This window comes from Mesorhizobium sp. M0571, assembly GCF_040320985.1.
GTDB lineage: Bacteria > Pseudomonadota > Alphaproteobacteria > Rhizobiales > Rhizobiaceae > Mesorhizobium.
Window position 1 is genome coordinate 53469 of record NZ_JAMYQT010000025.1, and the last position, 24306, is coordinate 77774.

Here is a 24306-nt window from a genome sequence, read left to right on the forward strand (position 1 = left end):
GTTTGCACAGTCCCTCGGGACCGAAAACGAAGCAAAGCCGCATGCGTTCCGGCTAAAAAGCCTCCGCCGGCTCACGATTTGTTCCAATAATTTTCGGTAGGTCGGTCAAAAGCTCGTGAACAAAAGCAAGTTTTTGCGCCGCCACGTCCGAGATTACGAAGGGATACAGGTCGGGCAGGCCCATGCAGCGGTTGATCGAGTTGGAAGCTTCCGACAGCACCAGCCAGCGCGCGAGGATATTCTCGAAAGGCTCTGGCCTGGCGGCGGGTTCCGATGGTGCCGGCTGCTGCTCGCCGCCGGTGTCAGCACGCGACAGCTCGTTGGCTTCAACGGTCTCCAGCCGGCCGAGCGGTAAATTCAGAGCATGCACCATCTCCAGCGTGTCCGTGATATGCATGTGATGCGCCCAGGTCTCGGCCCAGTCCTCCCATGGGTGCGACGTCGCATAGGCCGAGATGTGGCGCTGCTGCCAGTCGGGTGGCGCGCCATCGGCATAATAGGCCTTCAACGCCTGTTCATAGTCGGCGCGGTCGTCGCCGAATAAAGCGCGAAAGCCGGCAAGCTTTTGCGGATCGTCGCGGATCAGGCGGTCCCAGTAATAATGGCCGAGCTCATGGCGGAAATGGCCGAGCAGCGTGCGGTAGTTCTCACCCATCTCGACGCGCCGCCGCTCGCGCTCGGCCGAGTCCGCCTCGGCGACATTGAGCGTGATCCGGCCGTTGTCATGGCCGGTCAGGATGCGCTCACCGCCGGGACCGCCACCGATCGGATCGGCAAGAAAGTCGAAAGCGAGGCCGATCTCGTCGCCGGGGTTCTGCTTGGGTGTGACCGGCAGACCGAAGGCGAGCAGCGAATAGACGGCACGCTTCTTTGCCGCCTCGACACGGATCCAGCGGCGGCGGTTGCCGTCGACCGACAGATCCGGGATCAACTGGTTCAGCACGCAGGCGCGACAGAAGGGTTGGCCAGGCTCCGCCATCCAGTTGCAGGCGCATTCGTCGGCATTGGTGCAGTGGAAGACGTTGGCGCCGGACAGCACAAAGCGCGCATCCTCGGCATTATAGAGCACGAGGCTGGCGCAGTTCAGGCATTGCGCGTTCTCGAAATAAAGACGGTGGCCGCAATGCGGGCAGTCGAAAAGCTTCATTGGCGTCTCAAATCATTCGGAATGCGGAGGACGATGCGAGCAGGAGAACGCCAAACGCCTGTCGCAGGCCGGCGTTCCCGCCGGTTGACGCTATTTTGCCGCAAGGAGTGTGACCACCTCCCTGGCCACTGCCTCGCCCGATAGTCTGGCGCCGCCGCAAGTCTGCATCAGCGGACCGGCCAAATGCTCGCCGGCGAAGAAGATCTTTTCCGCCACCGGCTGCATCAGCGTGGCGCGCGCCTGCGAACGGCCGGGTCGCGCCGTCGCGTAGGCGCCGCGCACGAACCGCTCTGCGCCCCAATTGGTCATCATCCCGCGTCCGACATGTTTTCGCACGTCGCCGCCAAAGATGCCGCAGAGCCGGTCGACGACGAAGTCGATGCCGGCCGCCTCGCCCGCCGCCGACATCTCCCAGGCGAAATCGCCGCCGACGAAACCGACCATCAGATCGAGGTCGAAGGGAAAGCAAAGGAAGTAGATGTCGTGCCGGGCCAGCCGCTCGATCAGCAAATCGTCGAACGGCTCCAAGCCGAGCCTTGTGCCGGATATTTCGACCGGCAGCTTGGTCAGCATGCCCATCGGCAGGTCGAAGAAGGCGGCGAAATGCGCATCGGGGAGTACCGGCGAGAACGCAATCTCCTCGAAGGCGAGCACTGCCGGCGAGGCGGTGACGATGACCGCCTTGGCGCGGATGGTGCCGCGGTCCGTCACACAGGCGACGCCGGGCACATCCCAGAGGATCTTGCGCACCGGCGTCGACAGTTCCACCGGCACATCGGCGCCGAAGCGGGCAACCAGCGTACCGAAGCCTTCCTTGGTGAAATAGTTCGGATCGAGATCGGCGGCGGCCTGAAAGTCGCGGATCGATATCTCGTCCTCGTCGGCGCCGAAATCCATCGGCCCGGCGAAGGTTGCGGCGGCGCGCGGCGCGTGTCCCTTGGCGAGCAATGCCGACAGACGGTCATCGTCACCTTCCCTCACCTGATGCGCCGCCACCAGTTCGAACAGCCTTGTGTCGGCCACCTTCATCGCGGCCTCTTCGGCTTCGCTTGCCTTTCGCTCGCGGTAGTAGAGATGATCGACATTCATGTCGTGGTGATGAAGTGTCCAGGCGGCGGCTTTCGCCTCGGGAAAGTAGGGATTGCGGTCTGCGGCATGCAGCCAGGCGCAGCCGATGTCGAACGGCACGCCGAAATGCTGGTCGCTGGTCCAGGCGCGGCCGCCGATGCGGTTCATCGCTTCTAACAATTTGAAGGAAAAACCGGCGGCACGCAGGGTCTTGGCAGCCGAAAGTCCAGCCGAGCCGGCGCCGATGATCACGACATCAACGTCTTCCATGCTTGTTCTGTCCCCGCCACAATAATTACTTGATCGTAGGCAAATTCCCGGGCATCCGCCAGTGTGGTGGATTTGAAGTTCCTGCTGTATTGAGTGCATCGGCGCAGCGCCGGGACAGTGACAAGCAGGTGTTTCGCTGGCAAGTTCGCAATTGGGAACGTGATTCAGGCAATCAGGAGAGCAGCATGGCATTTCTTGCCAAGGGGAAGATGTTTGTAACGGCTACGGTGGTGGCGGTGCTTGCGTTGGCGACGGGCGCGCAGGCGGCGGCCAGCTGTGGCAAAAACAGCGCCGGCTTCGATGCGTGGAAGCCGGAGTTTGCCGCGGAGGCGAGGGCCGACGGTGTAGGCTCGAAGGGTCTAGCCGCTCTGGATCGCGCAACCTACGCAACAAAGACGATCGCCGTCGACCGGGCCATCCATAAGGCTTTCAGCGGCTCGGTGGAAGCTTTCATGAAGCGCCGTGGCGCGTCCGCGATCATTGCCAGGGGCCGTGCGCTGAAGAAGGCGAATGCGGCGCTGTTCGACAAGATCGAACGGACCTACGGCGTATCCCCGGGCGTGTTGCTCGCCATCTGGGGTATGGAGACCGGCTTCGGTTCCGCCATGGGCAACCAGAATACGGTCTCTGCCATTTTAACGCTGGCCTATGATTGCCGCCGTCCAGGGTTCTTCTACCCGCATGCCATTGCGGCCCTGAAGCTGGTTGATCGCGGAGCGTTGAGCGCCTCGTCGGTCGGTGCCGCGCATGGCGAGATTGGCCACACCCAGTTCCTGCCCGGAAATGTTTTGAGCTATGGAGTCGGCAACAAAAATCTGCGCGACAAGGCCACGGCGTTGGCTTCCACCGCCAACTTCCTCAAGGGTCATGGTTGGCAGGCCGGCGCGAGCGCGCAATCGAATATCGGCGCAATTGCCGGCTGGAATTCCGCGAGCGTCTATCAGCAGGCCATCGTCCGCATCGCCACGGCGATCGATGCTGACTGATAGAAATCTCTGTTCGATAGAAAGCCCGGCCATGCGCCGGGCTTTTTTGCTGATGTCTAGAGTATTTCGCGGCCAGATTGAATCCCGCCGGTGCACGGCCGCTGGGGTACGGCATGGATCCTCGGGTCTCCGCTACGTCGCTTCGCTCCTGCTTCGCCCGAGGATGACGAAGGAGGGAGGATTCGGCAAATCTCGAAGGTTGCGGTCGCCATCAGCCGCAATCCGCTATGTCTGGAAGACAACTGCCAATCTGCGACATCCGTGATTGGCCTTAGCCACTATGCCTTCGTCATCCTCGGGCGGAGCAGGAGCGAAGCGACGTAGCGGAGACCCGAGGATCCATGCCGTGACGTCAGCCGAAGAATGCAGCGGTTCAGAACGGCGCTTGTATCCGCAACAGCGCCAGCTACCCTTCCACCATGACCGGCTATGCCTACATGACCGCGAGCCAGAAGCGCGGCACCGTCTACATCGGCGTCACCAATGATCTCGGCCGCCGCGTTCCAGAGCATAAATCCAGCCAAGGCTCGCGCTTCACCAGCCGCTACGGCGTGCAGCGTCTGGTCTGGTACGAGGAACATTTCGACATTCGTGACGCCATTCAGCGCGAGAAGTCGCTGAAGCGCTGGCCGCGGCAGTGGAAGATCTAGCTGATCGAGAAAACCAATCCAGAGTGGTTTGAGCTTTTTCGCGGAACGGGGTGGTAGACTCCGGTCCGCTGGAGCCCTGCCGCGCGGTAACGGCATGGATCCCAGGGTCTGCGCCGCGTCGCTCCGCTCCTTGCCCCGCCCTGGGATGACGAAGGGGAGGGATGCTTCGGCTAATCTCAAAGGTTGCGATTTGCCGGCAAAAATTACGCTGCAACAGTACTACTAGCTATTTTCTACGATTACGCGCCGCCAGCGTCCTCAGCCGGAGCGCGTTCAGGCGGATGAAACCTTCGGCGTCCTTCTGGTCGTAGGCGCCGCGGTCGTCCTCGAACGTGACCAGCGCATCGGAATAGAGCGTCCTCTTCGACTTGCGGCCGGTGACCATGACGTTGCCCTTGTAGAGCTTCAGCCGCACCGTGCCTTCGACATCTTCCTGGCTCTTGTCGATCATCGCCTGCAGCATCAGCCGCTCGGGCGCGAACCAGAAGCCGTTGTAGATCAGCTCGGCATAGCGCGGCATGAACTCGTCCTTGAGGTGGGCAGCTCCCCGGTCGAGCGTGATCGATTCGATCGCCCGGTGGGCTGATATCAGGATGGTGCCGCCGGGGGTCTCGTAGACGCCGCGCGATTTCATGCCGACGAAGCGGTTCTCGACCAAGTCGAGCCGGCCGATGCCGTTATCGCGGCCGAGATCGTTCAGCGCTGCCAGCATCGTCGCCGGCGACAGTTTTTTGCCATTGAGCGCAACCGGGTCGCCCTTCAGGAATTCGATCTCGACCTCGGTGACCTCATCCGGTGCATCCATCGGCGAGATGGTGCGCTGGTGGACGAATTCCGGTGGCTCGCTCCATGGGTCTTCCAGCACCTTGCCCTCGGAAGACGAATGCAGCAGGTTGGCGTCGACCGAGAACGGTGCATCGCCCTTTTTGTCCTTCGGCACCGGGATCTGGTGCTGCTCGGCGAAGTTGATGAGATCGGTGCGCGACTTGAACGACCAGTCGCGCCATGGCGCGATGACCTTGATGTCGGGGTTCAGCGCATAGGCCGAAAGTTCGAAACGCACCTGGTCGTTACCCTTGCCGGTGGCGCCATGCGCGATCGCGTCGGCGCCGGTCTCCCTGGCGATCTCGACAAGATGTTTCGAGATCAGCGGCCGGGCGATCGAGGTGCCGAGCAGATAGGTGCCTTCATACACGGCATTGGCGCGGAACATCGGGAAGACGAAGTCGGCAACGAACTCCTCGCGCACATCGACGATGCGGATGTCCTTGATGCCCATCATCTCGGCCTTGCGCCGCGCCGGCTCCAATTCGCCGCCCTGGCCGAGATCGGCGGTGAAGGTGACGACCTCGGCGCCGAGCTCGGTCTGCAGCCATTTCAGGATGATGGAGGTGTCGAGGCCGCCGGAATAGGCGAGCACGACCTTCTTGACGGCTTTTGCTTTCGACATGTTTTGGGACATTTGGGCGGTTCCACGCGGTGGGCTTCGCGGGCGAGTATCACGGCGTTTCCAGCTAGCGCAAGGGAGGAACAGGCGCCTGGTCGCCGCAGGCACTGGACCAGACGCTGTGGCGACCAGAAGCTGGCGCCGGCAAGGCGCCTGCGCTATAGGCTGCGCGTCTTACTGCCCAGAGCTCGCTCATGTCCTTTATTCCCGACAATGCAACCCTGATCCAGTTCGCCATCGCCACGGTGATCCTGGCGATCACGCCTGGACCGGACATGACGCTGTTCGTGTCGCGCACGCTGAGCCAGGGCCGCGCCACCGGCTTTGCCTCGATGGCCGGCGCATTGTGCGGCACGCTGATCCACACCACGTTGGTGGTGGTCGGCGTCTCGGCGCTGATCGTGGCCTCGCCGATGGCGTTCTTCGTGCTGAAGATTTTCGGTGCCGGCTATCTGGTCTTCCTGGCCTGGCAGGCGATCACAAAAGGGTCGGCGTTTTCGCCGGAGAAGAAGAGCGGGCCGAAGATTTCGCTGGTTCGCAGCTGGGCCGCGGGGCTCGGCGTCAACCTGCTCAACCCGAAGATCATCCTGTTCTTCATGACCTTCCTGCCGCAGTTTGTCTCCGCGCACGATCCCGACGCGCCGGGAAAACTGTTCTTCCTCGGCGCGATGTTCGTCGTGCTGTCGATCCCGGTGACGGCGCCGATGGTGCTGGCGGCGGAAAAATTCTCGGCGGCGATGAAGGCCAGCCCGCGCGTGACGCGTGTCGTCGACTATCTGTTTGCCGGGGTGTTTTCGGCCTTCGCGCTCAAGATCCTGACGGCCCAGGCGAAATAGGCGCATTCCCGGACTTTCCGGCTTGGCGCCAGCTTCCGGCCGAGCGCCCGGCGCTCAGCCAGTAGAAAATGCCACCGACCATGCCGCAGCCGATCACCGCCAGCATGACGCTTGTGTTGGTAACCTCGAAATTGGCGTCGGCCGTCTGGTGGACGAAGCCGAGGAAGACCGCCGCCACCGCCGCGCCCGCCAGCGCATAGAACAGCCAGTCGCGTCGGCCGAGGATTTCGGAGACGAGGATGGCGATGGCCGCCGGCATGAAGGCGAAATAGGCGACGAACAGCGCGACGAAGGGGATCGAGAAATACAGCGAGGCAGTCGCCGCCGGCTGCGCCTGCTCTGGCGTGTAGCCGAGCGACGCGAGGAACATGATGTTGAGGAAGGCGCTGGCGGCCAGCGAGGCGACGATGTAGCCGACAAGGATGACGGCGAAGCGAATCAGATAGGCGACGACGCGATTCACGCCTCGCCGTGCCCCGCGATCATCATCGCTTCCAGCGCCAGCCGGTCGACCTTGCGCATGCGCTCGGAGTCCGACTTGAGCTGGCCGCAGGCGGCGAGGATGTCGCGGCCGCGCGGCGTGCGGATCGGCGAGGCGTAGCCGGCATTGTTGATGTAGTCGGCGAATTTCTCGATCGTCTCCCAGTCCGAGCACTGATAGTTGGTGCCAGGCCACGGATTGAACGGGATCAAATTGATCTTGGCCGGGATGCCCTTGAGCAGCTTGATCAGCCCCTTGGCGTCCTCGATCGAATCGTTGACGTCCTTCAGCATCACATATTCGAAGGTGATCCGCTTGGCGTTGGACAGACCGGGATAGGCGCGGCAGGCAGCGATCAGCTCCTTCAGCGGATACTTCTTGTTGATCGGCACCAAAAGGTCGCGCAGATCGTCATTGGTGGCGTGCAGCGAGATCGCCAGCATGACGCCGATCTCCTCGCCGGTGCGGAAGATCTCCGGCACGACGCCCGAGGTCGACAAGGTGATGCGCCTCTTCGACAGGGAAAGCCCGTCGCCGTCGGAAGCGATCAGCAGCGCCTTCTTCACCGCCTCGAAATTGTAGAGCGGCTCGCCCATGCCCATCATGACGACATTGGACACTTTGCGGCCCTCGGCCGGAACGATGGCGCCGTCGGGCGTATCGCGGTCGGGGAAATCGCCGAGCCGGTCGCGGGCGGTCAAAAGCTGGGCGAGGATTTCCTCGGCGGTCAGATTGCGCACCAGCTTCTGCGTGCCGGTGTGGCAGAAGGAGCAGGTCAGCGTGCAGCCGACCTGCGAGGAGATGCAGAGCGTGCCGCGGCCCTCTTCCGGGATATATACTGTCTCGATCTCGACCGGCCGGCCGGCGCCGCGCGGCGGAAAGCGGAACAGCCATTTGCGCGTGCCGTCGGAGGAAATCTGCTCCTCGACGATCTCGGGTCTGGCAACGGTGAAATGCTTGTCGAGCTCGGCGCGCAGATCCTTGGAAATGTTGAACATGCCGGCAAAATTGGAAACGCCGCGCACATAGATCCAATGCCAGAGCTGCTGGGCGCGCATTTTTGCCTGGCGCTCCGGCACGATGCCGGCGGCGACGAGGGCGGCACCGAGTTCGGCGCGCGTCAAGCCGATCAGCGACGGCTTTTCGGGCGCGGCGCGGGCGCGCAACGCGTCACGGGCGCCTTCGGCGGTAAGATCGAATGAAAGGGTCATTGTTGCGCCAATATAAGCGATTTGCGGCCGATTACAGCATCGTGCCCGAAATGAAGCGCGGCGCATAGCACAGCTTAGGGACGGAGTCATGCTGGGGCAGCCCTGTCCTTCTCCCACAAGGGGAGAAGGGAAGACCGCACCTAACCGCCGGCTATTTGCACTTGGCGATGGACGCCAGCGCCGCCGAAATGCCCTTCAGCGAAAAAACGTAGGTGGTGGTGTTGCCGCGGCCGGACTTGGCCGACACCTTCATGTCGGTGCCGGTCTTCATCGCGGCGATCAGCACCGGCTCCTCGGCGGCGTTCTCGACCCAGGCCGACTTGCCGCGCGTGAACATGGAAAAAGACTTCTTGTCGATGGTGACGGTGGCCTTGGAACCTTCCTGGAAGGTATAGCCGGCGATGAATTGCGGCTCGTAGGACACCTGCTGCCCCGGCCGCTGGCTGACGAAGAAGAACATGTCGCCATGATCGAGCGTCGGCGGCTGCTTGTCGGTCGGCACGGTCAAGACATAGCAGACCTTGCCGCCGCCCGATGCCTGGTAGCTGTAGGTGCCCCAGGCATTGTGCTGGCCGATCTTGGTTGCCGACTGCGCCAGCGCAGGTGCCGTCAAGGCCACCAGGGCCAGGCTGGAAACTATAGCAATCAATCCGCGCATCGCTTTTCCCGTATTCCAACTGGTGCGGCGGCAGGCCGGCTCGGCGTCCTGCCCGTCGCTTCATTTTGATTTAATCTGGGTTACCAAACGGTGAATTTTCCCTGACAAAAGGATGTTCACGCCAGAAACCGCCGCCGTCTTCGCGCTGCCGCTCGAAAAAGCGGCTGTCGCAATGTCCCTGCCGCGACTTGGAGGCCACGAAAACGGCAAGAGTTTGACTTTTCAAGCAGCTAGGTCTTGCAGCCATCCCGGCTTTTCTGAGGTACGTGACGAATTTTCCTCCAGACGGTATCATGTCTACGTTCGCCTCCACGGCGCTCGGCCAGGGACCCCTCCTTGGCGACTACGGGAGATTTGGCCATGGCCATTTCCGAGACAGTCCTGATCCTGGCGGGCGGCACAGCCGTCCTGGCGATTGTGTTCGGCATTCGTGTCGCCATGCGGACGGTGGCCGGTGGCGCGGTGCCCCGGTCGGATGCCAGGGAGGCGGCGGGCGGATCGGGCGCGCCCGACGTGGCTGGGGTCATTGCGCTGCCGCCTTTGATCTTTCTCTGCTTCCTGGTGGCGGCAGCCGTCCTCGAGGTGCTCGTTCCGCTCCCGGTCATGGCCGGGCAGGCGCTCGCCCGTTATCTGGCCGGCGCCGTGCTCGCGGTGTGCGGCTTCGTGTTCATCTTTATGGCGGCGGGCCGCTTTCAGGCCGCTGGCACCAACATACCACCGACCTTGCCGACGACGGCGCTGGTCGTCGACGGCATCTATCGGCGGACCAGGAACCCGTTCTATCTGGGAGCGACCCTCGTCTATCTGGGCCTCGGCGTCGCGGCCGGAAGTCTTTGGGCTATTGCGCTCGTGGTCCCGCTGCTGTGGGTGATCAATACCGGCATCATCGCGCCGGAAGAGCGCTATCTCGAGCGGAAGTTCGGAGATGCCTATCGCGCCTACAAGGCGCGGGTGCGGCGGTGGGTTTGACGGCCGGAAAAGTCGGTTCTCGCGCCATTTTTTGCGCCGCACCAGCTCAGCTCTTGTCGGCGATCGCCTGTTTGGCAGCGAGCCGGTGTGCGGGCGTGATGTGGGCGCTGACGGTTGTGATCGCGGCGGTCAGCACCGCGATGTCGTCGGTGAAGCCAAGCCCAAAGATGAAATCGGGGATGACGTCCGTCGGCAGCACGAAATAGCCGAGCGCAGCCAGCAATGTGCCCTTGGCGCGCAGCGGCGTCTTCTTGTCCATGGCGCAGTAATAGGCGGCGACCACCTCTTCCATGAACGGGATCTGCCGGGCAGCCTTCTTCGCCGTGCGCCAGAACTTTTCGCGCACTTCGCTCTCATTGCCCGGCTTGCTGCCGAGGCCGAAGAAATCAAAACCGGATTTTTGCGCCATCAACCTCTCCTTGCCGCCGCCGCGTGGCTTCACGCACGACGGCAATGCAAAATGTGGTGAAAGCCGAACCCGGCTGCAAGGTGCTGGCAGGTGTCAGCCGCCGAAATAGCGGTTCATCTTTCTGGCCAGTTCGAAATCCAGCGCGGTCAGGCCGCCGGCGTCATGCGTGTTGAGGGTCACGTTTACCGTCTTGTAGACGTTCGACCAGTCGGGATGGTGGTCCATCTTCTCCGCCGCCAGGGCGACGCGGGTCATGAACGCGAAGGCTTCGGAGAAATTCTTGAAGGTGAAGGTGCGGCTGATCGAACCACCATCCTTGGCCAGCGACCAGCCGTCGAGGCCGGCAAGTTCGGCGCTGATCGCCTCTTTTGCAAGTTTTTCCCTGGCCATCCGTCTACCGCATGATCCGCGAAGCGTCGGGGGCGTCGACCAAACGGCTGGCGGCCCGGCTGTCGGCACCCGAAAGCGGCCACGCTTCCTCGACGATGTAGGGCCCGCCGCCGACCGAGTCGCGCGACGACATCAGCACGAAGCGGCCGACCCGGAACGGCAGCGTCGAAAAATTGCCGCGCGCCGACAGGTACTGGGCAACGTCGAGCGGGCTCGAACTGCGCAGTCGGGCCAAGGTCACATGCGGCATGAACTTGCGCGGGTCGGCCGGGATGCCGAGCCGCTGGCAGATGCGCTCGATTTCGGCCTGCAGTGCGGAAAGATCGGGCGAAGCCGCGACCCCGGCCCACACCGCGTGCGGCTTCTTCTGGCCGAAGGCGCCGACGCCGGACAGCGTCAGCGGGAAGGAGGGGCGATGAACACGGTCAAGCGCGTTGGCGATCTCGTCGGCGACGTGGCCTTCGACATCGCCGATGAAGCGCAACGTCAAATGGTAATTCTCGACGTCGATCCAGCGGGCTCCGGGCAGGCCGCCCCTGAGCAGCGACAGCGAAAGAGCGGCATCACGCGGTATTTCGAGGGCGGTAAAAAGACGCGGCATGGGAAGCCTCCTGTCCTCGAATCGAACTCTTGCCCTAGCGAATCATCGATATTCAAACGGGGCAAGGGGTTTGTTGGTCGCAGGCCTGCCTAAAAGCTTCCCTTGCGGAATGTGTCGCGGCCGGGTCCTGCCTCAGCAAGGGCCTTGCCTCAGGAACTGCCCCGTACCGCATCGATGGCTTTCTCCACGCCAGGCAGGATACCCTCGACGATGCGGTCGACGCCTCGGGCGTTTGGATGAAGGCCGTCCTCGAGCTGCAGGACGGATTGGCCGGCAATGCCTTCGAGAAAGAAAGGATAGAGCGGCACGTCGTATTTTTCAGCCAGTCTCGGAAAGATCGCGTCGAAGGCGTTCTGGTAATCGGCGCCGAGATTGGGCGCCGCGCGCATGCCGGCCACCAACACGGCGATCTTGCGCTGCTTCAGTTTTGCCAGCATGGCGTCCAGGTTCTTCTCCGCAATGGCGGGCGAAACGCCGCGCAGCATGTCGTTGGCACCGAGCTCCAGGATGACCAGCTGCGTGCCGTCCGGCACCGACCAGTCGAGCCGCGACAGGCCGCCGCTCGTCGTATCGCCGGAGACGCCGGCATTAGCGACCGTGACATCGTAGCCCTTGGCGCGAAGCACCGCCTGCAGCCTGTCGGTGAAGCCCTGGCCTGGCCCGAGGCCAAAACCCGCCATCAGGCTATCGCCGAAGCCGACGATGGTGAAGGGCTCGGCGCGCGCCGACGAAATGGCGCCGAAAATCGCAAGGAAAAGGGCGAAGGCTGCGGCAAAGGTGTGTTTGAAAGCCATGCGGCAGGCCCCATATGACCAGGAACATCTGTTGGCGAAGGCAGGTTCCGTCTTTGTCGAGCATCGGATGCTCTAGCCCTCACTCCCCATATAGGACGATTTGATTTTGGAAGAAGCCGTCATTTCGCTGAAAGACGTATCGCTGACGCTCGGCGAAGGTGCATCCTCGGTCCATGTGCTGAAGGGCGTCAGCCTCGATGTAGCGAGCGGCGAAGCGACAGGGATCGTTGGACCTTCAGGTTCGGGAAAGTCGACATTGCTGATGGTTTTGGCAGGGCTTGAAAGGGTCGATTCGGGAACGGTACGAATTGCCGGCGAGCTGCTCAACGGCAAAAGCGAAGACCGGATCGCATCGTTTCGGGGACGAAATATCGGCATCGTCTTCCAGTCTTTCCATCTCATCCCCAACATGACGGCGCTGGAAAACGTCGCCGTCCCGCTGGAGCTTGCCGGCCATGCCGATCCGTTCGGTATGGCGGCGCGCGAGCTGGCGGCGGTCGGTCTCAGCGATCGCGTCACCCATTATCCCGGCGAATTGTCTGGCGGCGAGCAACAGCGCGTGGCGATCGCCCGGGCGCTGGCGCCGTCGCCGCGCATCCTAATCGCCGACGAGCCGACCGGCAATCTCGACCAGGCGACGGGTCGGCACGTCGCCGACCTGCTGTTCGCCAAGGCGGCCGAACGCGGCATGACGCTGGTGCTAGTCACGCATGACCCGGTGCTCGCGGCGCGCTGCTCGCGCCAGGTGTCGATGCGGTCGGGACGGATCGAGGACGCGCCCGAGCCGGCTTCCAAGGCCGGCAAGGTGACAGCCTGATGCCGCTGTCGCAAACGCTGAGGCTCGCCTTCCGGTTTTCGCTGCGCGAAATGCGCGGCGGGCTGTCCGGCTTCCTGATTTTCCTTGCCTGTATCGCGCTCGGCGTCGCGGCAATCGGCGGCGTCAATTCGGTGGCGCAGGCGATTTCCGCCGGTGTTGCCAACCAGGGCCAGACGCTGCTCGGCGGCGATCTGCGCTTCCAGCTCAACCAGCGCGACGCGACCAGAGCCGAACGCAGCTTCATCGACCGGCTGGGCACGGTTTCGCACAGCGCCAACATGCGTTCGATGGCCAGGCTCGAGGACGGTTCCGACCAGGCGCTGGTCGAGGCCAAGGCGGTCGACGGCGCCTATCCGCTCTATGGCGCGCTGGAGACCGAGCCGGTGCTGTCGAGAGAGGATTTGTTCGGCGAAAAATCCGGCGTCTTCGGCGCCGCTGCGCCAGACCTTTTGTTCGAGCGGCTGAACCTTCGCATCGGCGACCGGCTGAAACTGGGCAGTGCGACGTTCGAACTGCGCGCCAGGCTGGTCAACGAGCCGGATGCGGTGTCGGACGGCTTCGGCTTTGCACCGCGGCTGATGGTGTCGACCGACGGGCTTGCCGCTTCCGGTCTGATCCAGCCGGGCAGCCTGGTCGAGAACGCCTTCAAGGTCCGCCTGCCCAATGGCACCGGCGAGGCACAGATCAAGGCGATCCAGGAGCAGGCTGCAAAACAATTTCCGCAGGCCGGCTGGTCGATCCGCACGCGCAGCAACGCGGCGCCGGCGCTGTCCTCGAACATCGAGCGGTTCTCGCAATTCCTGACGCTGGTCGGGCTGACGGCGCTGGTGGTCGGTGGCGTCGGTGTGGCCAATGCGGTACGTGCCTATCTCGACGGCAAGCGCGGCGTCATCGCTACCTTCAAGAGCCTGGGGGCTTCGGGCGGGTTCGTCTTTGCCGTCTACCTGGTGCAGATCCTGATGATCGCCGCCCTCGGCATCGCGCTGGGCCTTGTGCTTGGCGCGCTGATGCCGTTCGCGGCGAGCGCGGCACTCCAGTCGGTCATTCCGGTGCCGGCAGAAGGTGGGTTCTATCCCGGCGCGCTCGGCATGGCAGCACTGTTCGGGCTGCTGGTGACGCTGGCTTTCGCCTTGCTGCCGCTCGGTCGTGCCCGCGACGTGCCGGCGACTGCGCTGTTTCGCGAAATGGGTTTTGAGGGCCGCGGTTTTCCCCGCCCGATCTATATCGCCGCGGCATTCGGCATCGCGCTGCTGCTGGCGGCGCTGGCGGTCCTGTTTTCCGGTGACCGCCGCATCGCCTCGATCTTCGTCGGCGCCACGGTTTTGTCGTTCCTGGTGCTGCGTGTCGTCGGTACGCTGGTGCAGTGGGCGGCGAAGAAAAGCCCGCGCGTGCGTTCAACGGCGCTCAGGCTCGCCATCGGCAACATCCATCGGCCTGGCGCCTTGACGCCATCCGTGGTGCTGTCGCTTGGCCTCGGGCTGACGCTCCTGGTGACGCTGGCGCTGATCGACGGCAATCTGAGGCGGCAGATTTCCGGCAGCCTGCCGGAGCGGGCGCCGAACTTCTTCTTCGTCGATATCCAGAGCGGCGACGTCGATGCTTTCTCCGCGCTGATCGGCAAAGAAGCGCCGCAGGGTAGGCTGATCAAGGTGCCGATGCTGCGCGGCCGGGTGATGGCGCTCAACGGCGTCGATGTCGATAAGGTCAAGGTTCCGGCCGAGGGCGCCTGGGTGCTGCGCGGCGATCGCGGCCTGACCTATGACGCAAAGCTGCCGGAGAATGCGACGCTGATCGAGGGCAGCTGGTGGCCGGAGAACTATGCCGGCGAGCCGCTGGTCTCGTTTTCCGCCGAAGAAGGCAAAGAGATCGGGCTGAAGCTCGGCGATACCATCACCGTCAACGTGCTCGGCCGCAACATCACGGCGAAGATCGCCAATTTCCGCCAGGTCGAATGGGAAACCATGGGCATCAATTTCGTCATGGTGTTTTCGCCCAGCACATTCGCCGGGGCGCCGCATGGCTGGTTGGCGACGCTGACCGAGAAAGACGCGTCGGCAGCCGACGATGCCCGTCTTCTCAACGCCGTTACCCGGGCCTTTCCCGCGGTGACGACAGTCAGGGTCAAGGACGCGCTCGACGTCGTCAACCGGCTCGTGGCACAGCTCGGCACCGCGATCAGGGCGGCGGCGGGCGTGGCGCTGATCGCCTCGGTGCTGGTGCTGGCCGGGGCGCTTGCCGCCGGCAACCGTGCCCGCATCCACGACGCGGTAGTGCTGAAGACGCTGGGTGCGACCAGGAAAACGCTGATCGCGGCCTTTTCGCTGGAATATATGCTGATCGGCCTTGCCACGGCGATCTTTGCGCTGGCGGCGGGCGGTGTGGCTGCATGGTTCGTCGTTGCGCGCATTATGACGCTGCCATCGCATTTCATGCCCGAGGTAGCGGTGGCGACCATCGGCTTTTCGCTGGTGGTCACGGTCGGCATCGGCCTTGCCGGCACGTGGCGGGTGCTCGGTCACAAGGCGGCACCGGTGCTGCGAAATCTTTGAGCGAGAGCCGGTTTTGATTAAATCTCGTTAATGTTTCGGCCGGGAAGGCCAATAAAACCGGATCTCCGGCACTTCACGGAGCATTACGTCCGGTTACGGTCTTGTCCTTTACGCCAAGAACCATCATATTTCGGCGCAGGCATGCTGGAGCCCCGCCAGCGGCGCCTGGGTTCAAATGGACCTGACACCGGACGGGGCAGAAGCAATATGAGGATTTCCATGGCTGATCCCGTTCGCAATTATCAGACGCGCGCCGTGCCCGGCGCCGGCGTCGATGCTGCCATCGACCAGGGCCTGCGCGCCTACATGATCAAGGTCTACAATCTGATGGGGCTTGGTCTTCTCATCACCGGCCTTGCCGCAGTCGGCACAATCATGCTGGCCACCACCAGCGATCCGGCCTCGGCCGTCGCGACATTGCCAAGCGGCGAGATGCTGACCTCCTTCGGCTACGCGATCTTTGGCTCGCCGCTGAAATGGCTGGTGATCTTTGCCCCGCTGGCAGCGGTGATGTTCCTGTCGTTCCGTGTTCAGTCGATGAGCGTTTCGGCAGCGCAGACGACGTTCTGGGTCTATGCCGGGCTCGTCGGTCTGTCTCTGTCGTCAATCTTCCTGGTCTACACCACCGCCAGTATCTCGCAGACCTTCTTCGCCACCGCCGCCGCCTTTGGCGGGCTGTCGCTCTACGGCTACACGACCAAGCGCGACCTTTCCGCATTCGGTTCGTTCCTGGTCATGGGCCTGGTCGGTCTGATCATCGCGATGGTGATCAACATCTTCCTGCAGTCGTCGGCGCTTTCCTTCGCCGTTTCGGCGGTCGGCGTGCTGATCTTCGCAGGCCTCACCGCCTACGACACGCAGAACATCAAGGAGATGTATTTCGAGGGCGACGAGACTGATGTCGCCGGCCGCAAGGCGATCATGGGCGCACTGAGGCTCTATCTCGACTTCATCAACCTGTTCATGTTCCTGCTGCAGTTTATGGGCGACCGTCGCTAATACGGCGTTCTTTGTTGACCATGATCTTTTCCGAAAACCGATTTCCACTTTTCGGGATCATGGTCTGACTGGACCAGCGAGTTTGGAAGGGCGGCCCAACGGCCGCCCTTTTCTTTTGCCCCGGTCTTTGATGAAATGGCCGGCAGATGGTTGACGTGCATAAATTATGAGCAGCATCACGATACGCGCCGCGACACCGGCCGACCTCGACCGGATCACCGAAATCTATGCCGACGCGGTGATAAACGGCAGGGCGAGCTACGAACTCGAACCGCCGAGCCGCGCCGAGATGGGCATGCGCTTCGACACTCTGATGGCCGGCGGCTTTCCCTATCTGGTGGCGGAGAAGGCCGGCGCCGTGCTCGGCTACGCCTATGCCGGGGCCTTCCGGCCGCGCCCGGCGTATCGCTTCGTCGTCGAGGATTCCGTCTATGTCGCGCCCGACGCCAAGGGGCAGGGCGTCGGGCTCAAGCTGATGCAGGGGCTGATCGAGGCGGCCAAGGCGGCGGGTTTTCGCCAAATCATCGCGGTGATCGGCGACGGCCGGCCCGACAGCGCCTCAGTGCGGCTGCATGAGAAACTCGGCTTTCGCGATGCCGGCCGCCTGGAAGGCTCCGGCTACAAGCACGGACGCTGGCTGGACACAGTGTTCATGCAGTTGCCGATCAATGGCGGGGCGTCGATCCCGCCCGATCCGCAATCGCTGCCCGAGCGGAAGTTCCGCAAACAAAAATAAGGGGCTACGCGTCGACCAGCGTCAGCGTTCGGTCGAACACGCCGAGCACCCGGCCGAGTTCCTGGCCGCGCTTGAGGATGCGCCCGCCGGCGGCAATGACGGCGAACGCGCCTTGCCGGCGCGCCAGCTTCGGATCCTTGACGATCTGGAAAAGCGGCACTTCACTGGTGCGGCGGAAGACGGAAAAAACGGCGCGGTCGGCGAGGTGATCGATCGCATAGTCGCGCCATTCATTGGCGGCGACCATACGGCCATAGAGCCTGAGGATCTGGTCCAGTTCGCGCCGGTCGAACCGCACCGGCTGGTCGAGGCGTTCGCGTCTTGCCTCGTGCAGCGGGATCAATATTGCGGATGCGTCCCCATCCTCCGTCCCGCTGCTGCGATCAGTCATGCCTGGATCCTCGCAATGAATCATACGCCGACCAAAGTTGGCGCTTTCGTCGCCGAATTGCAAGGCCCGGCCGGGCAAGGGCAGCGCCGCGCCGTTTCTGCAGCGTCCAGTCACGTTTGCGAAACGCCTGTTGGAATTGGTGATGCTTTGCCACAATCCTGCCTTTTTTTATCCGTGCTCATGCCCCAATGTCCGACGAATTTACCGGCGTTGCCTGAGACGGTTCGGTCCGGCACCGGCTCGTAAACCCCAAGCCCCCCGCCCACGGGTCTGCGTCGGATCGAACCAACCTCGGTTTTTCCTTGGAGAAATCGGGTGCGACGATCCCAAAACCTAAATGACCGGCGTCAGAAGCAAGCTGACGCCGGTTTTTTATTGGAGGGCTGGATCGGTTCCCAACGTGTCGCGCTGCCGGGTGCGTCGACTGCTTCACTTGATGTCGTCATTTAACAACGTCGGTCGGCGCCGCCCCTCATTGCCCTGCCGGGCATTTCTCCCCGTATAGTGACGGGGAGAAAGACGCCATCATGGAATGGTTTCGCCAACTGCCAACGTTGTAGAATGGGCGCCAAGATTGCGGCCAGTCCCTTCTCCCCGTCGCTATACGGGGAGAAGGTGCCGGCAGGCGGATGAGGGGCGGCGCGACGTTCAGTTCAAGGCTTGCGGATAAAGGCTGCGCCCAGGATCGGCCCGGGCAAGCCGTCCTTGCCGACCGACTGCAGCAGCACGGCGCAGCCGCCCTTCTTGGCGATCTCGCTCATTGGCAGTTCGTAGCGCTGCGCCTTGCCGTGCCACATGCCGGCGGTCTGGATGCTGGAAACGGCGTTCCAGTAGGTCATGCTGCGGCCGTTGTTTTCACCCTTGCCGATCTTTATCGTCTGCGGCGGGTTGAAATAGACGATCACGACATGCGCGTCGGCGGGGCCGGTCACGGCGTCGCCGGCATCGATCATGACGCGATCGCTGGTCCGGCTGACCTTGATGCCGACCCGCATGCCTTCGCCGACCCTCTCCATGCGGGCCAGCGCGCCGTCGACTTCCTTGCGGCTGGCGCCGTTGACATGGCTGCGGCCGTTTATGACGGCTTGCGGGGTGTAGACGGAACGGCTGCCGAAGGCGCGCATATACTCATATTGCCGCTCGGTATTTTCCTTGCGGCTCAGCGTGTCCTGCCAGCCGAGGTAATCCCAATAGTCGACATGATAAGCGAGCGCGACGATGTTCTCCTTGGCGGCGAGCTCGGCGAAGAATTCGTCGGCCGGCGGACAGGAATTACATCCCTGGCTGGTGAAGAGCTCGACGACGCCTAATGGCTTGTCGGTTTGCTCGGCAAAGGCACTTCCGGCAAACGCCGAGATGGCCAGCGCAAGGGCCGCAAGCCGCAATGGTCTTCGAGATGACATCGCCGTTCCGATCCCGCCGGTGATGCCGGCTTTGTTCTGATTGTCGAAATATGTGGCAGAAGCGGCAGTCAACGGGAAGTCACGTTGCGGTGAAACTTTGCCGTTGCAACCGCTGGCAAGGGCGCAATAGGTGGAGTTGCACTTCACGATAGAAGCGATTCGGGCGGCAATCAGCATGTGGCAATCTCTCCTGGCGCCGGTCGACCTCTATTGCGAACGGACGGGGCCGGAATTCTGGGCCGAACCGCTCAATGCGCTGAGCAATCTGGCTTTTTTTGCCGCCGGGCTGTGGGGTGTCTGGCAGGTGCGCAAGCGCGGCACCGGTGCCTTCGCCGAAGTGCTGGCCTGGTGGGTGGTGGCGATCGGCGTCGGCTCGTCGCTGTTCCACACCTTTGCCACAAGGGGAATGATCCTGGCCGACGTGCTGCCGATTGCAGGGTTCACGCTGGCCTACACGCTGTTCAATCTGCGACGTTTTCTCGGCATGAAATGGGGCAAGGCGATCGTCATCTTCGTCGCCTTTTACGCCGTTGCCGGGCTGGTGACCTTTGCCGTGCCGGACTGGCTGCGGCAAGCGTCGAACGGGACGACCGGCTATCTGCCGCCATTTCTGGCGCTCGCCTTCTTCGGCGCCATGGTCGCGGCCAGCGGCAATCGCGCCGGCTGGTACAATCTGGCCGGTTCGGCGATCTTCGCGGTGTCGGTCATCTGCCGGATGATCGATCCGCTGGTCTGCGGCAGCTTCCCGCTCGGCACGCATTTCCTGTGGCACATTCTCAACGGGCTGATGCTCGGCGTGCTATTGGCGGCAACAGCGCGGTTTGGTGCGCCTAAAGCCGCGTATAAATAGAAACCGCCGGAGCTTGGCTCCGGCGGTTCGGCACTTTCCGACAGCTGGCGGGATCTAGGCTGCCAGGTCGCGCAGCACGTATTGCAGGATGCCGCCGTTCTTGAAGTAGTCGAGCTCGTCCAGCGTATCGATGCGGCAGATGATCGGAACCTCTTTCACGCTGCCGTCGCCATAGGTGATCCTGGCGATCATCTTCTGCCGCGGCTTGATGCTGCTCAGTCCGTCGATCTCGACCAGTTCGTCGCCCTTGAGGTTGAGCGACGCCCACGAGGTGCCTTCCTCGAAGACGAAGGGGATGACGCCCATGCCGACCAGGTTGGAGCGGTGGATGCGTTCGAAGGACTGGGCGATGACGGCGCGGACGCCCAGCAAATTGGTGCCCTTGGCCGCCCAGTCGCGCGACGAGCCGTTGCCGTATTCGACGCCGGCGAAGATGACCAGCGGCACGCCTTCCTTCTTATAGTGCATGGCGGCGTCGTAGATCGATTCCTCTTCCTTCGACGGGTAATGGATTGTGTAGCCACCCTCACGGCCGTTCTCGCCCAGCATATGGTTGCGGATACGGATGTTGGCGAAGGTGCCGCGCATCATCACTTCATGGTTGCCGCGCCGCGTGCCGTACTGGTTGAAATCGGCGACGCCGACGCCGTGCTCGGTGAGATACTTGCCGGCCGGCGAGGCCGCCTTGATCGAACCGGCCGGCGAAATGTGGTCGGTGGTGATCTTGTCGCCGAACAGGCCGAGCACGCGCGCGCCCTTGATATCGCCGATCCGGCCGAAGCCCGACGTCATGCCGGCGAAATAGGGCGGGTTCTGCACATAGGTCGAATTGTCGTCCCAGGCATAGGTCTGGCCCACCGGCGCCTTGACGTTTTGCCAGTATTCGTCGCCCTTGAAGACGTCGGCATATTTGCGGGCGAACAATTCGCGCGTGACGTTCTTCTCGATGAATTCCTGGATCTCGACGGAACTCGGCCAGATATCCTTGAGATAGACCGGATTGCCGTTGCGATCCTCGCCGAGCGGCTCGGTGGTCAGATCCTTGGTCACGGTTCCGGCCAGCGCATGGGCAACGACCAGCGGCGGCGAGGCGAGGTAGTTTGCCTGCACGTCGGGCGAGACACGGCCTTCGAAATTGCGGTTGCCGGAAAGCACCGCGGCAGCAATCAGACCTTTGTCGTTGATGACCTTCGAGATCGGCGCCGGCAGCGGACCGGAATTGCCGATACAGGTGGTGCAGCCGAAGCCGACCAGGTTGAAGCCGATCTGGTCGAGCTCCTTCTGCAGGCCGGATTTCTCGAGATATTCGGCGACGACCTGGCTGCCCGGCGCCAGCGAGGTCTTGACCCAGGGTTTCTGCTTGAGGCCGAGCCGGTTGGCGTTGCGCGCCAGGAGCCCGGCGCCGATCAGCACGCTGGGATTCGAGGTGTTGGTGCAGGAGGTGATGGCGGCAATGACGACATCGCCATGGCCAAGGTCGTAGTCCGTGCCCTCGACGGCGTAGCGCCTGTCGATCTCGGCGGCCTTCTTGTATTCGGTCTCCATGGCCTTGGCGAAGCCGGTCGGAATGCCTTCCAGCGCGACCCGGCCTTCCGGCCGCTTGGGGCCGGCCATCGACGGGACGACACTGCCAAGATCGAGCTCAAGCAGGTCGGTGAAGACGGGATCGGCCGAGCCGGCGTCGCGCCATAGGCCTTGCGCCTTGGAATAAGCCTCGACTAGCGCGATGCGGCCTTCGTCGCGGCCGGACATGGTGAGGTAGCGGATGGTTTCGCTGTCGACCGGGAAGAAGCCGCAGGTGGCGCCATATTCCGGCGCCATGTTGCCGATGGTGGCGCGGTCGGCCAGCGTCATGTTGGACAGGCCCGGACCGAAGAATTCGACGAACTTGCCGACGACGCCCTTCTTGCGCAGCATCTGAGTGACGGTGAGCACGAGGTCGGTGGCGGTGACGCCTTCTTTCAGCCTGCCGGTGAGGCGGAAGCCGATGACTTCGGGCAACAGCATGGAGACGGGCTGGCCGAGCATCGCGGCCTCGGCCTCGATGCCGCCGACGCCCCAGCCGAGCACGCCAAGGCCGTTGATCATGGTGGTGTGCGAATCGGTGCCGACGCAGGTATCGGGATAGGCGGTGGTCTCGCCGTCCTCGCTATTGGTCCACACCACCTGGCCGAGATATTCGAGATTGACCTGGTGGCAGATGCCGGTGCCGGGCGGCACGACGCGGAAACTGCGGAAGGCCTGCTGACCCCATTTCAAGAATTTGTAGCGCTCCTCGTTGCGCTGATATTCAAGCTCGACATTGCGGGCGAAGGCCATCGGTGTGCCGAATTCATCGACGATGACCGAGTGGTCGATGACCAGATCTACCGGGACCAGCGGATTGATCTTCTGCGGATCACCGCCGAGCGAAGCCATGGCGTCGCGCATGGCGGCGAGGTCGACCACGGCCGGAACGCCGGTGAAGTCCTGCATCAGCACGCGGGCCGGGCGATAGGCGATCTCGACGCCGGCGGTGCCTCTGTCGGTCAGCCAGCCGGCGACCGCCTGGATGCTCTCCTTGGTGACGGAACGGCCGTCCTCGTTGCGCAGCAGATTCTCCAGCAGCACCTTCATCGAATAGGGCAATTGGGCAATGCCGGCGAGGCCGTTCTTTTCGGCCTCGACAAGATCATAGTAGATGTACTCGGTGCCGCCGGCGGTCAGCGTGCGGCGGCAATTGAAGCTGTCGAGTGATTTGGACACGTGCGATCCCTAACTGTCGGTTGCCGGGAGGGAACGGACGCCAGTGGCATGCAAATCACGCGCAAAGGTGCGGGTACGGCCATTTCCGCTATCCGTTCCCAAGCGTCCGGGCCGTTCAAGGCGGCACGCGCGCTGGTTCGGCGCAAATTCGGTTCCCGTGCCGACCGCTGGCACGGATAATGCGGATATAGAGAATTTTCTGGAATAGTTCTAGACACGGAATTGCCATTTTTGCTGCGGTGCACCGAAGCCGCGCTTGAACTTTCGCGAAGGGGAACGGATGCGGCTGATCGCCGAAAATCTGGGCGGCGAACGCGGCGGCGAGACGGTCTTTTCCGGCATCGAATTCGCGCTGGGGGAAGGCCAGGCGCTGGTCGTCACCGGGCCGAACGGCGCCGGCAAATCGACGCTGCTCAGGATCATCGCCGGACTGTTGCCGGTGGCGGCAGGCCGTGTGCGGATCGAAAGCGGTGACGAAGACTTTCCGTCGGTCGCCTCGGCCTGCCACTATCTCGGCCATCTCAACGCGATGAAGACGGCGCTGAGCATTACGGAAAACATGCGCTTCTGGCGCGATTTTTCGGGCGCAGGTTCTGCGGATGTTGAAGAGGCGCTGGAAACCGTCGGCCTGGGCGGCATCGGCCATCTGCCGTTCGGCTATCTCTCGACCGGCCAACGCCGCCGCGCCGCCATCGCAAAACTGCTGGTCAGCCATCGGCCATTGTGGCTGCTCGACGAGCCGACGGCAGGGCTGGACAAGGCTTCGGAGGAGCGATTCGCTATGCTGATGCGGAAGCATCTGGAGGGCGGAGGGATCGTTGTAGCAGCCACGCATCTGCCGCTTGGGCTGGACGGGGCAAAGGCTTTGGTGATGGGGGAGACCGTTTGATGTCGGTGCTCCACGGCGCCCCCCTCTGTCCTGCCGGACATCTCCCCCACAAGGGGGGAGATTGGCAGCTTCGGCGCTCCACCCATCCTTGTGACGTTGGCGATTGGCGAAAGACCTGGCGACGGCCGATCTCCCCCCTTGTGGGGGAGATGCCAAGTGGTGGCAAAGAGGGCAGGACAGAGGGGGGCGCGACGGAACTCCATCCTTTGCTTGGCTTTCACTCATGCATCGGGACCGCATGGTAATGTGGTCCCTCTTCCTGCGCGATATCCGCCTGAGTGTCCGCGCCGGTGGCGGGGCGCTGACCGGCGTGATTTTCTTCCTCGCCGTCATCGCGACCATCCCCTTCGGCGTCGGTCCCGACCTGAAGCTACTGGCCCGCATCGGCCCGGCGATCCTGTGGATCGCCGCCTTGCTTGCCTGCTTGCTCGGCCTCGACCGGCTGTTCCAAGCCGACCGCGAGGACGGCTCGCTCGATCTTCTGGTGCTTGGCAACGACCGGCACATGCTGGCCCTGACCGTGCTGATGAAATGCCTGGCGCATTGGGCGGGAAGCGTGCTGCCGCTGGTCATCGCCGCTCCCTTGCTCGGCCTGTTCATGAACATGGAGCCGGTCGGCATCGGCGCCACGGCGCTGACGCTTCTGGTCGGCACGCCGGCGATCACCTTCATCGGTGCTGCCGGTGCAGCGGTAGCGGTGGCGTTGCCGCGCGGCGGGCTGCTGATCTCGGTGCTGGTGCTGCCGCTGACCATTCCGGTGCTGATCTTCGGCGTATCGGCAAGCTATGGCGCGGTGGCGGATCCCGATCCGTTTCTGCAACCTTTCGTCATTCTTGCCGCGCTGACCCTGTTCCTCGCCGTGCTCGGGCCGGTGGCGGCGGCGCTGGCGCTGCGCCATGGGACTGATTAGGTGTTTAGTCCCGGCGTTTGATGGGTGGGATCGAGTCGGAACCGTTCGGGCTCTTTTGCCCAAATTTTGCAGATGAACTCATAGGGTGTGAGACCCTTGA

The 24306-nt window shown here is 63.1% G+C and carries 24 protein-coding genes and 1 pseudogene; 11 read left to right on the forward strand and 14 right to left on the reverse strand.

Going from position 1 to position 24306, the window contains the following annotated elements; all coding sequences use genetic code 11:
* Nucleotides 1-52: 52 nt before the first annotated feature.
* Nucleotides 53-1147 (reverse strand): zinc-binding metallopeptidase family protein, encoded by a 1095-nt coding sequence (locus NKI85_RS25350; protein WP_352527994.1) that lies wholly within the window; start codon nt 1145-1147, stop codon nt 53-55.
* A 90-nt stretch (nt 1148-1237) separates the two neighbouring features.
* Nucleotides 1238-2485 carry a flavin monoamine oxidase family protein gene (locus NKI85_RS25355; protein ID WP_352778665.1) on the reverse strand — a complete coding sequence of 416 codons (1248 nt, stop codon included), beginning with the start codon at nt 2483-2485 and terminating at the stop codon, nt 1238-1240.
* 185 nt (nt 2486-2670) lie between these two features.
* Here NKI85_RS25355 and NKI85_RS25360 point away from each other — a divergent pair, with 185 nt between their 5' ends.
* Together NKI85_RS25360 and NKI85_RS25365 are read left to right on the forward strand one after the other, a co-directional pair.
* Nucleotides 2671-3471: a lytic murein transglycosylase gene (locus tag NKI85_RS25360; RefSeq protein WP_352778667.1), complete on the forward strand. Its 801-nt coding sequence runs from the start codon at nt 2671-2673 to the stop codon at nt 3469-3471.
* Nucleotides 3472-3890: 419 nt separating this feature from the next.
* Entirely contained in the window at nt 3891-4121 is a 231-nt protein-coding gene (locus NKI85_RS25365; RefSeq protein ID WP_352778669.1) for a GIY-YIG nuclease family protein, read from the forward strand.
* 226 nt (nt 4122-4347) lie between these two features.
* Here the strand turns inward: NKI85_RS25365 and NKI85_RS25370 are convergent, their stop codons facing one another.
* A complete protein-coding gene (locus NKI85_RS25370) occupies nt 4348-5571 on the reverse strand; it encodes an argininosuccinate synthase (protein ID WP_352778687.1) in 1224 nt (407 codons plus the stop codon).
* 191 nt (nt 5572-5762) lie between these two features.
* Here NKI85_RS25370 and NKI85_RS25375 point away from each other — a divergent pair, with 191 nt between their 5' ends.
* Nucleotides 5763-6404, forward strand: coding sequence for a LysE family translocator (locus NKI85_RS25375; protein WP_352527986.1), 642 nt, complete (start codon nt 5763-5765; stop codon nt 6402-6404).
* Here the strand turns inward: NKI85_RS25375 and NKI85_RS25380 are convergent.
* The 3 genes from NKI85_RS25380 to NKI85_RS25390 form a co-directional block, all read right to left on the reverse strand.
* On the reverse strand, nt 6376-6867 hold the full coding sequence (locus NKI85_RS25380; RefSeq protein ID WP_352778671.1) for a hypothetical protein: 492 nt from the start codon (nt 6865-6867) through the stop codon (nt 6376-6378). The two genes, NKI85_RS25375 and NKI85_RS25380, sit on opposite strands and share 29 nt — an antisense overlap.
* Nucleotides 6864-8096 (reverse strand): dual-specificity RNA methyltransferase RlmN, encoded by a 1233-nt coding sequence (gene rlmN, locus NKI85_RS25385; RefSeq protein WP_352778673.1) that lies wholly within the window; start codon nt 8094-8096, stop codon nt 6864-6866. Before rlmN ends, NKI85_RS25380 begins: the two co-directional genes overlap by 4 nt.
* Before the next feature lie 151 nt (nt 8097-8247).
* Nucleotides 8248-8754 carry an invasion associated locus B family protein gene (locus NKI85_RS25390; RefSeq protein WP_023721899.1) on the reverse strand — a complete coding sequence of 169 codons (507 nt, stop codon included), beginning with the start codon at nt 8752-8754 and terminating at the stop codon, nt 8248-8250.
* 360 nt (nt 8755-9114) lie between these two features.
* Between NKI85_RS25390 and NKI85_RS25395 the strand changes: the two genes are divergently transcribed.
* Nucleotides 9115-9723, forward strand: coding sequence for a methyltransferase family protein (locus tag NKI85_RS25395; protein WP_352778674.1), 609 nt, complete (start codon nt 9115-9117; stop codon nt 9721-9723).
* A 46-nt stretch (nt 9724-9769) separates the two neighbouring features.
* Here NKI85_RS25395 and NKI85_RS25400 read toward each other — a convergent pair whose 3' ends face one another.
* The 4 genes from NKI85_RS25400 to NKI85_RS25415 form a co-directional block, all read right to left on the reverse strand.
* Nucleotides 9770-10132: a YkvA family protein gene (locus NKI85_RS25400; RefSeq protein WP_352527976.1), complete on the reverse strand. Its 363-nt coding sequence runs from the start codon at nt 10130-10132 to the stop codon at nt 9770-9772.
* Between the two features lie 93 nt (nt 10133-10225).
* Nucleotides 10226-10522: a 4a-hydroxytetrahydrobiopterin dehydratase gene (locus NKI85_RS25405; RefSeq protein ID WP_352527974.1), complete on the reverse strand. Its 297-nt coding sequence runs from the start codon at nt 10520-10522 to the stop codon at nt 10226-10228.
* Nucleotides 10523-10526: 4 nt separating this feature from the next.
* Nucleotides 10527-11123, reverse strand: coding sequence for an RNA 2',3'-cyclic phosphodiesterase (gene thpR / locus NKI85_RS25410; RefSeq protein WP_352527972.1), 597 nt, complete (start codon nt 11121-11123; stop codon nt 10527-10529).
* A 149-nt stretch (nt 11124-11272) separates the two neighbouring features.
* Entirely contained in the window at nt 11273-11917 is a 645-nt protein-coding gene (locus NKI85_RS25415) for an arylesterase (protein WP_352527971.1), read from the reverse strand.
* 106 nt (nt 11918-12023) lie between these two features.
* On the opposite strand from NKI85_RS25415, the gene NKI85_RS25420 reads away from it, so the two are divergent.
* The 4 genes from NKI85_RS25420 (at nt 12024) to NKI85_RS25435 (ending at nt 17018) form a co-directional block, all read left to right on the forward strand.
* On the forward strand, nt 12024-12734 hold the full coding sequence (locus tag NKI85_RS25420; RefSeq protein WP_352778677.1) for an ABC transporter ATP-binding protein: 711 nt from the start codon (nt 12024-12026) through the stop codon (nt 12732-12734).
* A complete protein-coding gene (locus NKI85_RS25425; RefSeq protein ID WP_352778678.1) occupies nt 12734-15283 on the forward strand; it encodes an ABC transporter permease in 2550 nt (849 codons plus the stop codon). Before NKI85_RS25420 ends, NKI85_RS25425 begins: the two co-directional genes overlap by 1 nt.
* A gap of 219 nt (nt 15284-15502) precedes the next feature.
* Entirely contained in the window at nt 15503-16282 is a 780-nt protein-coding gene (locus NKI85_RS25430; protein WP_352527965.1) for a Bax inhibitor-1/YccA family protein, read from the forward strand.
* Nucleotides 16283-16448: 166 nt separating this feature from the next.
* The gene (locus NKI85_RS25435) at nt 16449-17018 is read left to right on the forward strand and encodes a GNAT family N-acetyltransferase (protein WP_352778680.1); all 570 of its coding nucleotides are present in this window, start codon (nt 16449-16451) and stop codon (nt 17016-17018) included.
* 4 nt (nt 17019-17022) lie between these two features.
* Here NKI85_RS25435 and NKI85_RS25440 read toward each other — a convergent pair whose 3' ends face one another.
* Together NKI85_RS25440 and NKI85_RS25445 are read right to left on the reverse strand one after the other, a co-directional pair.
* Nucleotides 17023-17409, reverse strand: coding sequence for a DUF2794 domain-containing protein (locus NKI85_RS25440; protein ID WP_352527961.1), 387 nt, complete (start codon nt 17407-17409; stop codon nt 17023-17025).
* Between the two features lie 653 nt (nt 17410-18062).
* Nucleotides 18063-18812, reverse strand: coding sequence for a DUF1223 domain-containing protein (locus NKI85_RS25445; RefSeq protein ID WP_352527959.1), 750 nt, complete (start codon nt 18810-18812; stop codon nt 18063-18065).
* Between the two features lie 175 nt (nt 18813-18987).
* On the opposite strand from NKI85_RS25445, the gene NKI85_RS25450 reads away from it, so the two are divergent.
* Entirely contained in the window at nt 18988-19662 is a 675-nt protein-coding gene (locus NKI85_RS25450; RefSeq protein ID WP_352527957.1) for a ceramidase domain-containing protein, read from the forward strand.
* A gap of 54 nt (nt 19663-19716) precedes the next feature.
* Here the strand turns inward: NKI85_RS25450 and acnA are convergent, their stop codons facing one another.
* The gene (gene acnA / locus NKI85_RS25455; protein ID WP_352778683.1) at nt 19717-22407 is read right to left on the reverse strand and encodes an aconitate hydratase AcnA; all 2691 of its coding nucleotides are present in this window, start codon (nt 22405-22407) and stop codon (nt 19717-19719) included.
* Nucleotides 22408-22687: 280 nt separating this feature from the next.
* Between acnA and ccmA the strand changes: the two genes are divergently transcribed.
* Nucleotides 22688-23296, forward strand: coding sequence for a heme ABC exporter ATP-binding protein CcmA (gene ccmA / locus NKI85_RS25460; protein ID WP_352528095.1), 609 nt, complete (start codon nt 22688-22690; stop codon nt 23294-23296).
* A gap of 244 nt (nt 23297-23540) precedes the next feature.
* The gene (gene ccmB / locus NKI85_RS25465; RefSeq protein WP_352527953.1) at nt 23541-24206 is read left to right on the forward strand and encodes a heme exporter protein CcmB; all 666 of its coding nucleotides are present in this window, start codon (nt 23541-23543) and stop codon (nt 24204-24206) included.
* Here the strand turns inward: ccmB and NKI85_RS25470 are convergent.
* Nucleotides 24203-24306 (reverse strand): annotated as a pseudogene (locus tag NKI85_RS25470) (IS481 family transposase); the annotation flags it as partial. The gene ccmB and the pseudogene NKI85_RS25470 overlap by 4 nt on opposite strands.

Coding starts and splice junctions, on each gene's coding strand:
- NKI85_RS25395 (WP_352778674.1), top strand. CDS start 9,115: ATGGCCATTTCCGAGACAGTCCTGATCCTGGCGGGCGGCACAGCCGTC.
- NKI85_RS25405 (WP_352527974.1), bottom strand. CDS start 10,522: ATGGCCAGGGAAAAACTTGCAAAAGAGGCGATCAGCGCCGAACTTGCC.
- NKI85_RS25450 (WP_352527957.1), top strand. CDS start 18,988: ATGTGGCAATCTCTCCTGGCGCCGGTCGACCTCTATTGCGAACGGACG.
- NKI85_RS25425 (WP_352778678.1), top strand. CDS start 12,734: ATGCCGCTGTCGCAAACGCTGAGGCTCGCCTTCCGGTTTTCGCTGCGC.
- NKI85_RS25370 (WP_352778687.1), bottom strand. CDS start 5,571: ATGTCGAAAGCAAAAGCCGTCAAGAAGGTCGTGCTCGCCTATTCCGGC.
- ccmA (WP_352528095.1), top strand. CDS start 22,688: ATGCGGCTGATCGCCGAAAATCTGGGCGGCGAACGCGGCGGCGAGACG.
- NKI85_RS25445 (WP_352527959.1), bottom strand. CDS start 18,812: ATGTCATCTCGAAGACCATTGCGGCTTGCGGCCCTTGCGCTGGCCATC.
- rlmN (WP_352778673.1), bottom strand. CDS start 8,096: ATGACCCTTTCATTCGATCTTACCGCCGAAGGCGCCCGTGACGCGTTG.
- NKI85_RS25390 (WP_023721899.1), bottom strand. CDS start 8,754: ATGCGCGGATTGATTGCTATAGTTTCCAGCCTGGCCCTGGTGGCCTTG.
- NKI85_RS25365 (WP_352778669.1), top strand. CDS start 3,891: ATGACCGGCTATGCCTACATGACCGCGAGCCAGAAGCGCGGCACCGTC.
- NKI85_RS25375 (WP_352527986.1), top strand. CDS start 5,763: ATGTCCTTTATTCCCGACAATGCAACCCTGATCCAGTTCGCCATCGCC.
- NKI85_RS25430 (WP_352527965.1), top strand. CDS start 15,503: ATGGCTGATCCCGTTCGCAATTATCAGACGCGCGCCGTGCCCGGCGCC.
- NKI85_RS25360 (WP_352778667.1), top strand. CDS start 2,671: ATGGCATTTCTTGCCAAGGGGAAGATGTTTGTAACGGCTACGGTGGTG.
- NKI85_RS25435 (WP_352778680.1), top strand. CDS start 16,449: ATGAGCAGCATCACGATACGCGCCGCGACACCGGCCGACCTCGACCGG.
- NKI85_RS25350 (WP_352527994.1), bottom strand. CDS start 1,147: ATGAAGCTTTTCGACTGCCCGCATTGCGGCCACCGTCTTTATTTCGAG.
- ccmB (WP_352527953.1), top strand. CDS start 23,541: ATGTGGTCCCTCTTCCTGCGCGATATCCGCCTGAGTGTCCGCGCCGGT.
- NKI85_RS25355 (WP_352778665.1), bottom strand. CDS start 2,485: ATGGAAGACGTTGATGTCGTGATCATCGGCGCCGGCTCGGCTGGACTT.
- NKI85_RS25400 (WP_352527976.1), bottom strand. CDS start 10,132: ATGGCGCAAAAATCCGGTTTTGATTTCTTCGGCCTCGGCAGCAAGCCG.
- thpR (WP_352527972.1), bottom strand. CDS start 11,123: ATGCCGCGTCTTTTTACCGCCCTCGAAATACCGCGTGATGCCGCTCTT.
- NKI85_RS25440 (WP_352527961.1), bottom strand. CDS start 17,409: ATGACTGATCGCAGCAGCGGGACGGAGGATGGGGACGCATCCGCAATA.
- NKI85_RS25415 (WP_352527971.1), bottom strand. CDS start 11,917: ATGGCTTTCAAACACACCTTTGCCGCAGCCTTCGCCCTTTTCCTTGCG.